The organism is Youngiibacter fragilis 232.1, from assembly GCF_000495435.3.
Lineage (GTDB): Bacteria > Bacillota > Clostridia > Clostridiales > Clostridiaceae > Youngiibacter > Youngiibacter fragilis.
In genome coordinates this window covers 55,946-69,064 of record NZ_AXUN02000189.1, presented here as the reverse complement: position 1 = coordinate 69,064, position 13,119 = coordinate 55,946, and the positions used below count along the sequence as shown (strand labels likewise).

Genomic DNA, 13,119 nt, shown 5'->3' with positions numbered 1-13,119 from the left:
ACAAATTAAAATACACTACCATTTGCAGTTCCTGAAAATCGAAATTTGAAACCCCCTTGCTAAAGTGAGACGGCCGTCTTTGCAACTACAATGACGGCCCATACCTTCTTTATTCTATACAGCTTCCAGGATAGCTGATTTAAGTATCCCTTCAACCTCTTCAGCGATAGTCTCCAAGCCTTCCTTTCCAAGAAGACCTACGAGCGATATCGGCTTAAGCATTCCGATCCTGACTTCTCCGGCCTTCTCATATACTGCCATCTTGCATGGAAGCATATATCCTGCCTCTATGTCCTTGTCAAGCACCTTCTTGGCCTTTGGAGGATTACAGACCTCCATGACCTTGAAGTTCACATCGAACTCAAGTCCCTTTTCCCTCAGCTTGTCCTTGAAGTTCATTTCCCACAGCACACCAAAGCCTCTGGCTCCAAGAGCCTTTCTTATATCCTCAACAGCAGTTTCAAAGTCCTTCCCTGTCTTCATCTCATATACGAAATCCATTTTAACCCTCCTATCGTAGTTTTCTTATAATAGAATCATAGCATTTTGAATTCTAATAGCAATTGTATCTCTCAATGTTCATTGAGTGTTAATACCTGGCCATTCGTACGTCATAGCTGAGTTTTCCCTCTATGCATTAAAACAGGCTGTCAGTCTCACCTGACAGCCTGCCCATATACATTATGCTATTTGACAACGAGCACAGGGCAAACGGTAGCTCCAGCAACCCTTTGAGTGACACTTCCCATTATGGCTCCGCCCCAAGGCCCATGTCCTTTCGTACCCATTACAACCAGGTCGAAGCCGAAATTGGCTTCTTCAATTATCACAGAGGCAGGATATCCGAATGCTGTCTTGGTTGTTATGCTGATCTCTCCGGTATCCGCTTCACCCTTCGTCCTCTCCATGATCTCCTTGCTAACTGCCTCTACCTGCTCCTTTGTTATCCTGACTTCCACATTTGACTCACCCTTCATGTAATCCTGTATTACATGAAGGATCTCCAGCTCAGACTGAAAACGCTTCGCCATTTCCAAAGCGACCTCAAACGCCCGTTTTGAATAATCAGAACCATCAGTAGCTACCAATATCTTCTTGTACATGATTCATCTCCCCCATCATGTTCGAATGGAATCAGATAACCGACCTGAAGATTGAAACAAGCTCAAAGCTTTCATTGAATCCTTCCTTTGACTTCATTAAAGCACACCATAAGCATATATTCAAACAACTGCCTGAATACTTTGTAAACTATGGGTGAATTATTGAAATGCAATGGAATTGCTTAATTTCACTTCAAGATTTTTACTGCACAATATTCTGTACCCTTCCTACAGTACCATCCTCAAGCCTTACCTTTATCCCATGGGGATGATTCGGGGAATTTGTAAGGATATCCTTCACTATCCCATCAGTCAGCTTTCCCGACCTCTGGTCCTCTTTCTTTACGATCTGAACCTTTATCCCAGGCTTTATGTCTGAGCGCTTCTTACCATCCATTTATTTCACCTATATCCTTATTGTTATTCCGAAACATTATATCATAAAAGGTTCTGATGACCTTCGGCCTGTCGAATCCACCTGCTTCTTCAGATCCTATAGGACTCACCTTTTCCAAATGAAAAAGGCTTGATCTCTCAAGCCTTCATGCAAATATGCGCCTTTCAGGGATTCATTTTTTCCAGAACGAATTCACGTGCAAATTTCAGGTCTTCTTCAAAGTCAGTTTTCCCCGTGTCCCAGAACTCACATACAAACAGATTGATCCCTGAATCCAGGATCTTTTTCAGGCTGTTCCTGAAATCCACATGTCCGGTCCCATATGGAACCTCCCGGAATACTCCTGGGACGGTTTCCTTCAGGTGGAAGGCAACTATGTTGCCTTCACCAAGGCTTATGTCGTCAATAACGGACTTGCCGTACATGACTGCTGCGTTTGTGATGTTGCCAAGATCCGGATATACCTGCAGATACGGCGAATTTACTTCATTGACATAGTACATGGCCTTTTCGATGGTATTCATGAACTCTGTCTCCATGGTCTCGAATGCTAGGATAATTCCGTATCTCGCTGCCATTTCAACGCTCTTCCTGAGATTTTCAAGGAAGTATCTTCTCGTGGTCTCATTCGATTCATTGTAATACTCGTCATATCCGGCTATCATGATGATCCTCACGCCCAGGTCATAGGCAAGGATGATGGCTTTTCTCATGATTTCGAGGGATTTCTCCCTTGTCTTCGCATCTTCAGATCCAAGGGGATATTTCCTGTGACCGCTGAGGCATATGGACCTTATGAACAGGCCTTCTTCAAACATGTCACTTACCATCCTGGACCTTTCTTCATTTGTCATATCCAGCCTGGCAAGCTTGTCCTCAGTTTCATCTATGCTCATTTCCAGAAAATCATATCCATGCTTCCTGGCAAGTCTCAGCTTCTCCTTCATCGGCACACGGTTTGGAATGGCTTTCTCATAGAGCCCGATCCTTACGCTATCCATCTAAACCACTTTCTTCTTCTGGCCATAATAGGAATCAGGGCCGTGCTTCCTCAGATAGTGCTTGTCAAGAAGCTCCTGCTGCATCTGGGGCAGTGCAGGGTCTATCACGTTGTTGTGCCATGACATCATTGCAAGTTCATCAAGGACGGCCGAATTGTGGACTGCCTCCATCGCATCCTTACCCCATGTGAAAGGTCCGTGGGAATGTACAAGCACCCCTGGCATGTAGTCAGGATTTATCCCTCTGAAGGTCTCTATTATCACGTTGCCGGTCTCAAGTTCGTACTGGTCAGCGATCTCCTCTGGTGTCATGAGCCTCGTGCACGGTATTTCTCCGTAGAAATAGTCTCCATGTGTAGTGCCCAGCGCAGGTATTGATTTCCCGGCCTGAGCCCAAATGGTCGCCCATCTCGAATGGGTATGGGTCACTGCCCCGATGTTCCTGAAAGCCTTGTAGAGCGCGAGATGTGTAGGAAGGTCCGATGAAGGATTGAGGTCACCTTCTATCCTGTTGCCATCCATATCGACTATCACTATATCTTCAGCCTTCATCACATCATATTCGACTCCCGAGGGCTTAATTGCTACTACGCCCCGTTCCCTGTCGATCTCTGATACATTTCCCCATGTGAATTTTACAAGGTCGTATTTCGGAAGCAGGAGGTTCGCCTCCAGCACCCTTTTCTTCATATCTTCATACATGTCCCATACCTCCTATCAGTATACAAAGTACAGTGCAGCTTCACCGATCTCCCGGTTAGCAGCAATTATTATATCCCTGTCCTCATGGTTGATCACCGCCACATTGCTTGGGCCTGTACCTTCATCTATCGTTCCTGTCCTGAATGTCAGCGGCTCATCCTTGTCTGCCTGTATCCAGAATAGCTCTTTAGCCTCTCTCCTGTAGCCTCCGATTATCGTCGGCACTCCCCTGAGCTTTCCTCCCCACACCACATGCCCGAAATCCATTGGCTTGTGGTATTTGAAGACTACCTTGTATTCACCGTCTATCTTTTTCCTTATGAGGAAGTTCCCCCCATGGAACGCTTCAATGGTAACCAGCTCATCTTCACCGTCTCCATCGATGTCGATCACCGCGATGTCACTGACAGGCTCATCAAGCAGCTTTTCCACGGTCCAGTCGTCTCCGTCCTTCTGTGGAGGTGTAACTATGAGTACACCCTGGTCAGAGGTAACGAATCCGCACTCCGTGCCCTTCCAGTTGACTCTGGAATATCCATGGTTTCTTACAAGTCCATCTGCTATCACCTTAAGCTCCATCGGGGCATCCATATCCAGCTCGCCTACGTATATCTTTCCCGGATCGCTCCAGTCTTCCTTGCTGGATTTCGATGTGCACAGCGTGCAGCCTACGAAGTATAGCTTTCCTCCGCCTGAGAGTATGTCAAACCTGTGCAGATAAGGAAGGTCCAGAAATTTGGTAACTTCCCATGACCTGTCTTCCTTTGGGACTGCAGTTACCACAATGGATTTTTCCGCCTGGAATGTCGGAAAGAAATTCTGGACTGCCAGGAATGCACCATTTCTGCCCGGAATAGGGACCATTGACATGGTTCCGCCTGGAGCATCCCATACTGACTCCATCTTTTCATAGTCCTTGCCAGAAAAGCTCAGTGCCTGCCCTTCGCCTTCTGTCGCAAGAAGCACCCTCTCTTCACCGTCTACAGTCACATATTGTGTCGAATAGCATCTGAACATGTCTGTCAGATGTTTCTTCTCGAATCTCATATATTCCATCTCCTATCATTCGCTTGATCATGGTCAGCCTTCACGGAGGGGATACTGAATTTCTCAGTATCCCCAATCCGTAAGCTGCCTATTTCCTGTTGATTACCTTCTCTACGATCTTCTCTTCGATTTCCTGCTCTGACAGAAGATTCCTTAGTCCGATGACTATCGTGTTGTATTTCTCAGCATCCTTGAAGTTGTCTATAAGAGCCAGGGAACTGATCACTACGTCATAGTCCCTTAGCAGTGACTTGGCCTCGCTGACGCTGCAGTGGTGTATGGTAATAGGAATGTTGTGCTTCTTGAAGACCTTCTCTATCTTCATCTTTATTATCTGACTTGAGCCCATCCCGCTTCCGCAGGCAGCTAATACCTTTAACATATTGACCTCCCTGTCATTTAGACCGCTTTCTTTTCTATGTCCAGATCTTCCTTGTACTTGTCATAATCCTCTGCAATTGTGAAGTAGTTCTTCTTGTTCCTAAGATACTGTACCTGTGGTATCGCCATCAGGAGAACAAACGCCAGACCGAATCCTAAGTATCCGGAATATTTCATCATGACTCCTATTACCGGCCAGACTGTTGCCCAGTCGAAATTACCGTGCCACCCGCCATACTGTGACAGACCGAAGAAGAATGCCGCGAATGCTCCGCCAAGTACCTGTATTATTCCTGAGATGAACGGGAACAGCATTGCGCCTCTCAGTCCTGCCCTCTTGTTCGCATATACCGCGAAGGTCGCGTTGTCGAAGAACACAGGGACGAATCCCGTGATTATGAGTACCGGACTCTTGAAGACTATCAGCCCAAGGATCGCAAGCAGCTGTCCAAGTGCTCCGAAGAGGAATCCGAAGGTTACCGCGTTAGGGTGTCCGAAGCCGTATACTGCTGCGCAGTCCACTGCAGGCATTGAGCCTGGCAGAAGCTTGTTGGATATTCCCTGGAAGGATATTGAAAGCTCTGAAACGAACATCCTAACACCAAGCTGAAGTATGCTGAGGTATACCGAGAACATAAGCGCCTTACCCATTATGTAGAACAGGAAGCTCTTTTCAGCTGTAAGTCCTGCCGGGTCTATCTTTATCATGAGGTCTTTTCCGAGTATCAGCATGATGGCTCCGAAGAAAAGGATCATGAGTGTTCCTGTAGCTACCACGTTGTCATTGAATATGGAGAGGAATCCAGGAAGCTTAAGGTCTTCAATTGCCCTTCCCTTCTTACCCATCTTCTTGGCAAACTTGTCTACTGCCCATATTCCAAACATCTGCTGATGTCCTATTGCAAATCCGCCTCCGTCAGTAAGCTCCTGTGTGCATTCGACAGTCAGGTTTGATGAGACTGACCAGTAAGCGCCAAGCAGCAATCCAAGCATAAGCACTATGCTCGTATCCTGAAGTGCAGGGAATGCGAACAGTATGAGCCAAAGTGCAGTAGAGCTCTGCTGTACCATGATATGTCCTGTTATGAATACGGTCCTTACCTTCGTTATCTTCCTGAATATGACAAGGACGATGTTGAAGAGGAACGCCACCAGGAGGACCAGCATCATGAGGCCAAACGACCTTCCTATGTTCTCAATTGCCTTCTGCGCTGCAGCCTGCCCAAAGTAGGGGTCGATTACTGCGGCAGTAAGGTTGAACCTGTCCTTTAATCCTGCAAGTATCGGTCTGAAGTTTGAAACAAGTCCGCCTGCAGCGACATTCAATATAAGATAACCGACAGTGGCCTTTATGAATCCAGCAAATGCATCATATATGGGCTTCTGCAGAAGCAAATAACCTATGAATACTATGAAACCAACGAAGAAGGCAGGGTTAGTGAGTATGTTGATTTGAAAGAATTTCCATATCCCAATCATAAAATTGATTACCTGATCCATTACTGCACATCCTTATTCTTTAATTAGAGGATACAGATCCTCGATTTTTTTTGAACCCTTGAGTATTTCAAACTTTTCTTCATTTTCCAGCAGCTCTACCAGAGCTACAAGATTCTTCATGTGTTCATCGTTGTCTGTTGATGCAAGGACAAAGAAAATCGTTGCATCATATTCTGCTTCCGGACCGAAGTCGACAGGTCTCTCCGTCTTCATGAAGCATATGGCAGTTTCATTGACTCCATTCCCCTCCTGAGCATGCGGTATGCACACATCAGGTGCTATGACGATATACGGACCGAACTTGTGGACATTCGCTATTATCTCGTCAGGATAGAAATCCTCGATCGAGCCGTCCGACACAAGAGGAATGCAAGCCGCGCGTATTGCCTCCTCCCAGCTGTCGAAACCTTCATGGAATGAATATCTCTTCTTTTCAATGATTTCCTTAATCAAACTCGTCATCTCCAGTATTTCAATCGTTTACTTCGCTTCTATTTTTTTCCTTCCTGTTTCCAGGAAGGAACCTTATTACAGGAATGATCTGAATGGAAGGTCTATGTCACCGGTGAAGGCATCATCGAAGCCCCTTGGATAATGGTATTCCCTCTTGTCCTTGTCGTCAGGGAAAGTGAACTTTCCGCCTACCTGCCATATATATGGTGTAAATCCGTACTGAAGCCTGTATCTCTTCATTTCCCAGAGAGCTACTATAGTCTGCGGATCAGCCTGGAAGTTAGTCCATATGTCATGGTGGAAAGGAATTACCACCTTAGCCTTGAGTGCTTCTGCCATCCTGAGGATATCAGTCTCGGTCATCTTGTCTGTAATTCCTCTTGGATTCTCACCGTAGGATCCAAGACATACATCTATCTCGTGGTCGTTGCCGTGCTTTGCGTAGTAATTCGAGTAGTGTGAGTCTCCACTGTGGTAGAGGCTTCCACCCGGCGTCTTTATCAGATAGTTGACTGCCCTTACATCCATTTCACCAGGCATGTTGCCTTCGAGGGTGACGCCCTTCGGAACTGTTATAAGCGCTGTCCTGTCGAATGAATCAAGTACCACTATTTCGGTATCTTTAATTTTAACAACATCTCCAGGCTTTACAACCCTGCATCTCTCTTCAGGTACTCCCCATTCTATCCATTTCTCCACGCATGTCTTAGGGCCGATGAAAGGAACATCTTCCTTGCAGTTCTTCATGACCGCTGCAGCGACATTGACATCTATGTGGTCGTTGTGGTCATGGGTTGAAAGTATCGCGTCTACTTCCCTTATTTCAAAAGGGTCCATTACAAAGACAGCATTCCTCAGATTCGGCTGGAGATTCTTTCCGCCTGCCATTCTGGCCATCTGATGCTCAGGCTTGATATACGGATTCTTCATCGTATTCTTTCCTGAACCTACCCAGAAGTCTATGCAAAGATTGGCATTGCCTTCGGACTTGATCCAGATGCCTGTGCATCCCAGCCACCACATTGAGAATGTACCCTTCTTTACAACAGTCTGTTCTATCTCTTCATTCAGCCAGGTTCCCCACTCGGGAAAAGTACTGAGGATCCAGGACTCTCTAGTTATCTTATCGATGCTTGCCATTTTCTCCTCCTGTTAAATCATTCATAACATTCTTAAACAAATTTGTTTAACCTAATATTAGTCGATTAATGATCATTTGACAAGAGTGCCGAACACAGGCTTGAAATCGTTATATTCTTTGCGCCTCAACGTTTTTGGTGGAATTTCAACCAACACCGTTCGTGAATCATGCTAAATGAACGTTTTGAATTCTTTGACAAAAACACGTAAAACAACATATGCCATATAACTCACATTGAGTATGTTCTGAGTACCCTTGAAAAACACTTGGTTATAGGTGGATCAGCATGAAAGATCAGAATATATCACGGTCAGCCGGCTAAAACACCTTTGCTGTCAACTGAAAACTGATATGTCAATGACTTTTCAATCCCGCCTATCCAGTTCACTCTCCAGAATGACCTTCAATCCGGAACAGTAATGCCAGTTAACACTCAGACTTCGATTTTATGAACTTTTTGAATGTTTTTGATTGAATTATGACCTTTGATGATATACACTTAAGTTAATAAGTCGGTAAAAGGCTGGTGGGGAGTTCATGAAATCAAGTATAGGGATTGTGACAAAAAGGCAGGAGAAGCTGATTCAATACCTCAAGGAGAACGGATCGATTCAGGTTGATGATGCATCCAGGATGTTCGGCGTTTCTCCTCTTACAATAAGAAGAGACCTTCAAAGCTTTGAGGAAAGAGGTCTGGTAGAAAGATTCTACGGTGGAGCCATACTTATTCAGGATGCACTTGGAGAAGACCCTACGTATCTTCCTACTAATGAAGAGCTTGACCACAAGAAGATAGCCATCGCCAAAGCAGCCGCAAGCCTTATCGAAACCGGCGATACAGTATTCATAAACTCCTCCAGCACAGCATTGCTGGCTATGTCGAACATAGAAAAAAGGGCTACGGTAATAACAAACAACGGAAAGGCTCTTAGCATACCAAAGAATCCAAATATCGACCTCATACTGACCGGCGGCGAGGTTTACGAACGCAAGCAGTCCATGGTAGGAGATTATGCCATCTCGATATTCAACAAGATCTCAGCGACGAAATGCATAATCGGGGTCTCAGGAATCAATGAAAGAGGTATCACAACTTCGGTAATCCAGGAAGTGGCGGTCAATAGGGTCATGCTTGAAAGGTGCAAGGGACAGAGGATAATCGTGGCTCAGGGACCAAAGGTAGGGATTGAACATAATTTCCTGACTGCAGAGCTTCCACTTATCACACATCTTATTACCGACAGCTCCGCGAACCCTGAGGCCATAAAGAGGCTGGAAGCAAAGGGGATCAAGGTAATTCAGGTTGATTAATAATTTGAAAAATAAAAGTCCGGACCAGGTGAATATCCACTTGGTCTGGACTTTTATGATCTTAGGTTTCAATTCTAAGATCGTTTGGCATTTCCAAAACAGCTTAGCCTAAGTTTCACTTCGAATTATGAGAAGCAATAAGCCACAAACTTCTAAACATTGCGGTAATCCATTTCTTATAGACAGCAAAATTGTGCCTGATGATCACAAGCTCTGATTTTCCGAAAAATAAAAGAGCAGAAGTTTCCTTCTGCTCAATCGATACTATCTTCTGTTGCCGCTCTGAGCTTTCTTAGCTCTTCTGCAATCAGGGCATCTTACCGGCTCGTTTTCGAAGCCTTTCTCTTTGTAGAATTCCTGCTCACCTACTGTGAAAGTGAATTCGTTGTTGCAATCTCTGCAAATGATTGTCTTATCTGCCATCATAATGACATCCTCCTTAGCTACAGTTTCTTTTGTGTTTACTGAAGCCAAAGATTTCAGACAAATACATATGATAAACTGTACTTATTTTTTTGTTCCTTACGGACAATTCTTATATTAACAGATAATCAGGATTAAAGATATAGCAAATCATGATTTATTTAATTTATTTTTTCCAGGTGAAATTCAAGCAAATATTTGAGCAGTTTATTTCACCAGAATCCGGATTAACAATCATAGATATCAGTAACCGTCATATGAAGTATGCAGTATGTTCCCATCCCCATCAAGTATGGTTTCCTTATTATCCCATAACCAATATTCATCATCATCAGGATTACCCTCAGCATCCAATGTGAATCCAGTTGTGACCTTCTTATGTACCAGACCAAGGGAATCGACAGCCCTGACATACATCACCAGAGTCTGGCCTGCTGAAAGTTCGAACTTCTTGTTAACCTGGAGAACCTGTCTGTCAGCTATGGCAGACTCATCTGCAATGATACCATCGATCTCGGTTACCAGAGCAGCTTCCTTGAAGTACGCATTCCCTGCATTATGAAACTCCAGAGTAATGTTACCTCTCCTTTCATAGGTTCCTGCAGCTTCACCATTCTTTTTGATATAGCTGCTTTGGCCATCGAAAGTAACAAAGTACGATGGAATGAACTTTTCCATGAGCATTCCGAAATCTCCAAGCTTTTCAGTCCTGTCAGTTCCATTTTCAGAAAGGATTATTGTTGCTGAAAGGCCATCAAATATGCTTATGTTTCCGGTTGCCTTATACGTTGTCCCGATGCGCTCCATAGCGATGTCCTCACCTGACAGTATAAGCACTGCGGTTGTATCCGTACTTGATTCCTTTGGAGTGACAGAAAAAGTAACCGGCACCTTATAGCCGTCCTTATCAACATCCCCTACCGAAAAATCATATGAGTCGATTATGCTTCCCTGCTTCTTCAACAGGTTTTCAACATTATTATAGATGCTATTGGCGAGACTGGACTGAATTGTCTGCAAGCCGGATATCTGATTGTTCAGATTGGTTATCTCGGATTGCAGGCTGCCTATCCTGAAGAGCGATATCGCCTGGAGCAGGATAAGTATTGCCAACGGGACTGTAATTAGCTGTTTCTTCATTCTTCACCTCATATTCGAGAAGCAAATAAAATACTGCAGAAAAAGTTACTTCTTACCATTGTCATCATATCACAAAAATACTCATATTTATATCTTCAGATATCCAAACCAATTCATGTAACCCAATCATGAAGTTGATCTGGTTTCTATGCCGGATGTTGCAGGACTTATCACGATATCCGTTGACTATATCATTTGCAGGTGACAAGATTGACTTAGAACATACCAAAAGAATACTCAAGGACCAGTTGAAACAAAATATAAGGAGGGCTACCAATGCAATACAGCCGGCTTGGAAAATCAGGACTCGATGTGTCGCAGCTTTGCCTCGGAACAATGGCATTCGGGAGATGGATCGATGAAGCCGCATCAAGGGAAATAATCGATGTTGCACTTGATGCTGGCATTAATTTCATCGATACTGCGAATTTCTATGGAAAAGGGCAGGATGAGGACTTCAAATATGGCACCGGTGAGTCAGAGGAGATCATCGGAAGAGCACTGAAGGGAAGAAGAGACAATGTGGTCCTCGCCACTAAGGTTGGCAACCCAATGGGAAGAGGCGAGAATGACTATGGGTATTCACGTATCCATATCATGAGAGAAGTTGAGCATCAGCTGAAAAGGCTTCAGACTGACTACATTGACTATTACCAGGTCCACCGATTCGGAACCGATACTCCACTTGAAGAGACGCTTCGAACTTTAAATGACATTGTCAGGCAGGGAAAGGTCCGATATATCGGCTGCTCCAACTATGCTGCATGGCAGATAGCAAAGAGCAACGCAATCTGCGACAGCATGAACCTTGAAAAATACATCGCAGTACAGTCCCAGTACAACCTTCTTCGAAGGGAGATCGAGGATGAGATAATTCCATTCTGCAAATCTGAGGAAGTGGGCCTGATGGTATACAGTCCGCTAGGCCGGGGAATGCTGAGCGGAAAATACAAGATGGGATCACCTCTTCCAGATGACAGCCGCGGTGCACACGGTGAACAGCTGCTTAAGAACTACTTCACTGAGCGTGACTATAAGCTTGTAGAATCCTATATGGAGATTGCAATGGATAATGGAGTGAGTCTTCCAAAGCTTGCCATGTCATGGATAATAAACCAGAAACAGGTTACATCCGCGATAATTGGCGCAAGCAAGACCTATCATGTCACCGATGCGGTTGAAGCGGTAGAATGGAACGCGCCAGCCGGTCTTATGGAGAAGGTCAGCTCGATAGGCAGATAATGTGATACTCTCTTTCAAATTGGGTTTGCTGATTTCATTGATGAAATGCCCCGCTTGTCATTTTGGCAAGCGGGGCATAGTAAATTTCAGATGGTTTATTCTTCTCCTCTGGCTGCCTTTGCAGGGTCGTTTCCAGGATAGTCAATTAGTATTGCCCTGAGGCCGAAAAGGTCCATGACCTTCTCTTCCATGTTTCCTACCTTGAATTCGCTGATTATGTTTATTCCACTGGCCCTAACCTCTTCAGCAGCCTTTTCGATGCCATCAACCTTGAAATGGAAGCTCCTGAAATGTATCTCTTTTCCTGGTATCTCCAGCAGCTCAATTCCCTGGTTGCTTATTGCGAGCTTCACCTTTTTGCCGTCAGGCATTGTCGCTTCGCCAGAGAACTCGAACTCAAGTCCCATAGTCCTTCCAAACATAGCCTTGCCTTCTTCCAGGTCCGGCACCCCAATACACAGCCTGTCCAGTCTCTCAACTTTCATTCCACACACTCCTTATTTAATGATTATTTACAGACACTTTTTCTTATTGTATCACCATTCAAGTAAACATATGCTATCCGTAATTTATATGCGGCTCAGCTTCCTAAGCCTTGCTGCGATCATGATACAGAATACTATCCAGGGGATCAGGGACAGAAGTGAAAATATAAGCCCTATGATTCCTGCTGTTGACGGTACTACCATCAATATGCCTGATATCAGCCCTACGACAGCTGTCCTGTTGCTGAAAATACCGCTTCCGTACATTACCTTCGATATGAGCAGCAGCGTAATTCCATTCAAGACATAGTATGTATTGAAGGCTGTTCCTCTCCAGGTCTCTATCATAACCATGGCAGATGCCATTATCATGTTCCTGTCCGCTTCACTTGATGTCCTTTCGAAAGCCCTGCTGAGAGACAGCATCTCAAAGGATGTATTCGATGCGAAATAAGCTGCTATACCTAAGAATCCGAGGAGCATGGCGATCGCCATTAGGCTCTCATCCCTTTTCCTTAGAAGCACATAAAGCGAAAGATAGATTACCGCAACAAGCACATTGTCGATAATGTAGATACTGTCGAGGTGTATGAGACCGAGGAGCCAGCTTTTCCTGAACAGCTCGAACCATCCCTCTATTGTTTCAGGAGGCAGGGAGACAGAGAATATGATGACCTGTATGGGAATAAGGATCACCATGATAATTGCTGCAACACCTGAGATCCGAAGTAACGTCCGCCAGTCCTTGCCGATGGTGCCTGCGTCAGAAGCTAGTACATGTTGTTCCATCTTT

The 13,119-nt window shown here is 44.8% G+C and carries 16 protein-coding genes; 2 read left to right on the top strand and 14 right to left on the bottom strand.

The window, feature by feature from the left end; genetic code table 11:
• Positions 1 to 114: 114 nt before the first annotated feature.
• The 10 genes from T472_RS13100 to ulaG all read right to left on the bottom strand — a co-directional run bounded on the left by T472_RS13100 (position 115) and on the right by ulaG (position 7,724).
• Positions 115 to 501: a DUF302 domain-containing protein gene (locus tag T472_RS13100; RefSeq protein ID WP_023384707.1), complete on the bottom strand. Its 387-nt coding sequence runs from the start codon at positions 499 to 501 to the stop codon at positions 115 to 117.
• Positions 502 to 686: 185 nt separating this feature from the next.
• Positions 687 to 1,103 carry a universal stress protein gene (locus T472_RS13095; RefSeq protein ID WP_023384704.1) on the bottom strand — a complete coding sequence of 139 codons (417 nt, stop codon included), beginning with the start codon at positions 1,101 to 1,103 and terminating at the stop codon, positions 687 to 689.
• A gap of 202 nt (positions 1,104 to 1,305) precedes the next feature.
• On the bottom strand, positions 1,306 to 1,500 hold the full coding sequence (locus T472_RS13090) for a YwbE family protein (protein ID WP_023384702.1): 195 nt from the start codon (positions 1,498 to 1,500) through the stop codon (positions 1,306 to 1,308).
• Between the two features lie 164 nt (positions 1,501 to 1,664).
• Positions 1,665 to 2,501 carry an L-ribulose-5-phosphate 3-epimerase gene (locus T472_RS13085; RefSeq protein ID WP_023384696.1) on the bottom strand — a complete coding sequence of 279 codons (837 nt, stop codon included), beginning with the start codon at positions 2,499 to 2,501 and terminating at the stop codon, positions 1,665 to 1,667.
• Complete coding sequence (locus T472_RS13080) at positions 2,502 to 3,203, bottom strand: L-ribulose-5-phosphate 4-epimerase (RefSeq protein WP_023384694.1); 702 nt, start codon at positions 3,201 to 3,203, stop codon at positions 2,502 to 2,504.
• A gap of 15 nt (positions 3,204 to 3,218) precedes the next feature.
• Entirely contained in the window at positions 3,219 to 4,250 is a 1,032-nt protein-coding gene (locus T472_RS13075) for a hypothetical protein (RefSeq protein WP_023384692.1), read from the bottom strand.
• Positions 4,251 to 4,338: 88 nt separating this feature from the next.
• Complete coding sequence (locus tag T472_RS13070) at positions 4,339 to 4,632, bottom strand: PTS sugar transporter subunit IIB (RefSeq protein WP_023384689.1); 294 nt, start codon at positions 4,630 to 4,632, stop codon at positions 4,339 to 4,341.
• A gap of 17 nt (positions 4,633 to 4,649) precedes the next feature.
• The gene (gene ulaA, locus T472_RS13065; protein ID WP_152975169.1) at positions 4,650 to 6,119 is read right to left on the bottom strand and encodes a PTS ascorbate transporter subunit IIC; all 1,470 of its coding nucleotides are present in this window, start codon (positions 6,117 to 6,119) and stop codon (positions 4,650 to 4,652) included.
• Positions 6,120 to 6,143: 24 nt separating this feature from the next.
• Positions 6,144 to 6,584, bottom strand: a complete 441-nt coding sequence (locus T472_RS13060) for a PTS sugar transporter subunit IIA (protein ID WP_023384684.1) — start codon at positions 6,582 to 6,584, stop codon at positions 6,144 to 6,146.
• Positions 6,585 to 6,659: 75 nt separating this feature from the next.
• Positions 6,660 to 7,724 (bottom strand): L-ascorbate 6-phosphate lactonase, encoded by a 1,065-nt coding sequence (gene ulaG, locus T472_RS13055; RefSeq protein ID WP_023384682.1) that lies wholly within the window; start codon positions 7,722 to 7,724, stop codon positions 6,660 to 6,662.
• A gap of 538 nt (positions 7,725 to 8,262) precedes the next feature.
• Between ulaG and T472_RS13050 the strand changes: the two genes are divergently transcribed.
• Positions 8,263 to 9,036, top strand: coding sequence for a DeoR/GlpR family DNA-binding transcription regulator (locus T472_RS13050; RefSeq protein WP_023384678.1), 774 nt, complete (start codon positions 8,263 to 8,265; stop codon positions 9,034 to 9,036).
• A 264-nt stretch (positions 9,037 to 9,300) separates the two neighbouring features.
• Here T472_RS13050 and T472_RS13045 read toward each other — a convergent pair whose 3' ends face one another.
• Positions 9,301 to 9,459, bottom strand: coding sequence for a zinc-ribbon domain-containing protein (locus tag T472_RS13045; RefSeq protein ID WP_040907616.1), 159 nt, complete (start codon positions 9,457 to 9,459; stop codon positions 9,301 to 9,303).
• A gap of 243 nt (positions 9,460 to 9,702) precedes the next feature.
• Positions 9,703 to 10,599 carry a hypothetical protein gene (locus tag T472_RS13040; protein ID WP_023384674.1) on the bottom strand — a complete coding sequence of 299 codons (897 nt, stop codon included), beginning with the start codon at positions 10,597 to 10,599 and terminating at the stop codon, positions 9,703 to 9,705.
• A gap of 276 nt (positions 10,600 to 10,875) precedes the next feature.
• Between T472_RS13040 and T472_RS13035 the strand changes: the two genes are divergently transcribed.
• Positions 10,876 to 11,841: an aldo/keto reductase gene (locus tag T472_RS13035; RefSeq protein WP_023384671.1), complete on the top strand. Its 966-nt coding sequence runs from the start codon at positions 10,876 to 10,878 to the stop codon at positions 11,839 to 11,841.
• A 95-nt stretch (positions 11,842 to 11,936) separates the two neighbouring features.
• On the opposite strand, the gene T472_RS13030 is transcribed toward T472_RS13035, so the two are convergent.
• Entirely contained in the window at positions 11,937 to 12,326 is a 390-nt protein-coding gene (locus T472_RS13030; RefSeq protein ID WP_023384669.1) for a VOC family protein, read from the bottom strand.
• An 84-nt stretch (positions 12,327 to 12,410) separates the two neighbouring features.
• Positions 12,411 to 13,115 carry a DUF4386 family protein gene (locus tag T472_RS13025; protein WP_023384666.1) on the bottom strand — a complete coding sequence of 235 codons (705 nt, stop codon included), beginning with the start codon at positions 13,113 to 13,115 and terminating at the stop codon, positions 12,411 to 12,413.
• Between the last annotated feature and the right edge of the window lie 4 nt (positions 13,116 to 13,119).

Excerpts from the sequence above, each read along its gene's own strand:
- T472_RS13050 (WP_023384678.1), top strand. The coding sequence starts at position 8,263 with ATGAAATCAAGTATAGGGATTGTGACAAAAAGGCAGGAGAAGCTGATT.
- T472_RS13035 (WP_023384671.1), top strand. The coding sequence starts at position 10,876 with ATGCAATACAGCCGGCTTGGAAAATCAGGACTCGATGTGTCGCAGCTT.
- T472_RS13040 (WP_023384674.1), bottom strand. The coding sequence starts at position 10,599 with ATGAAGAAACAGCTAATTACAGTCCCGTTGGCAATACTTATCCTGCTC.
- T472_RS13080 (WP_023384694.1), bottom strand. The coding sequence starts at position 3,203 with ATGTATGAAGATATGAAGAAAAGGGTGCTGGAGGCGAACCTCCTGCTT.
- T472_RS13045 (WP_040907616.1), bottom strand. The coding sequence starts at position 9,459 with ATGGCAGATAAGACAATCATTTGCAGAGATTGCAACAACGAATTCACT.
- T472_RS13030 (WP_023384669.1), bottom strand. The coding sequence starts at position 12,326 with ATGAAAGTTGAGAGACTGGACAGGCTGTGTATTGGGGTGCCGGACCTG.
- ulaG (WP_023384682.1), bottom strand. The coding sequence starts at position 7,724 with ATGGCAAGCATCGATAAGATAACTAGAGAGTCCTGGATCCTCAGTACT.
- T472_RS13090 (WP_023384702.1), bottom strand. The coding sequence starts at position 1,500 with ATGGATGGTAAGAAGCGCTCAGACATAAAGCCTGGGATAAAGGTTCAG.
- T472_RS13075 (WP_023384692.1), bottom strand. The coding sequence starts at position 4,250 with ATGAGATTCGAGAAGAAACATCTGACAGACATGTTCAGATGCTATTCG.
- T472_RS13025 (WP_023384666.1), bottom strand. The coding sequence starts at position 13,115 with ATGGAACAACATGTACTAGCTTCTGACGCAGGCACCATCGGCAAGGAC.
- T472_RS13070 (WP_023384689.1), bottom strand. The coding sequence starts at position 4,632 with ATGTTAAAGGTATTAGCTGCCTGCGGAAGCGGGATGGGCTCAAGTCAG.
- T472_RS13095 (WP_023384704.1), bottom strand. The coding sequence starts at position 1,103 with ATGTACAAGAAGATATTGGTAGCTACTGATGGTTCTGATTATTCAAAA.
- T472_RS13100 (WP_023384707.1), bottom strand. The coding sequence starts at position 501 with ATGGATTTCGTATATGAGATGAAGACAGGGAAGGACTTTGAAACTGCT.
- T472_RS13085 (WP_023384696.1), bottom strand. The coding sequence starts at position 2,501 with ATGGATAGCGTAAGGATCGGGCTCTATGAGAAAGCCATTCCAAACCGT.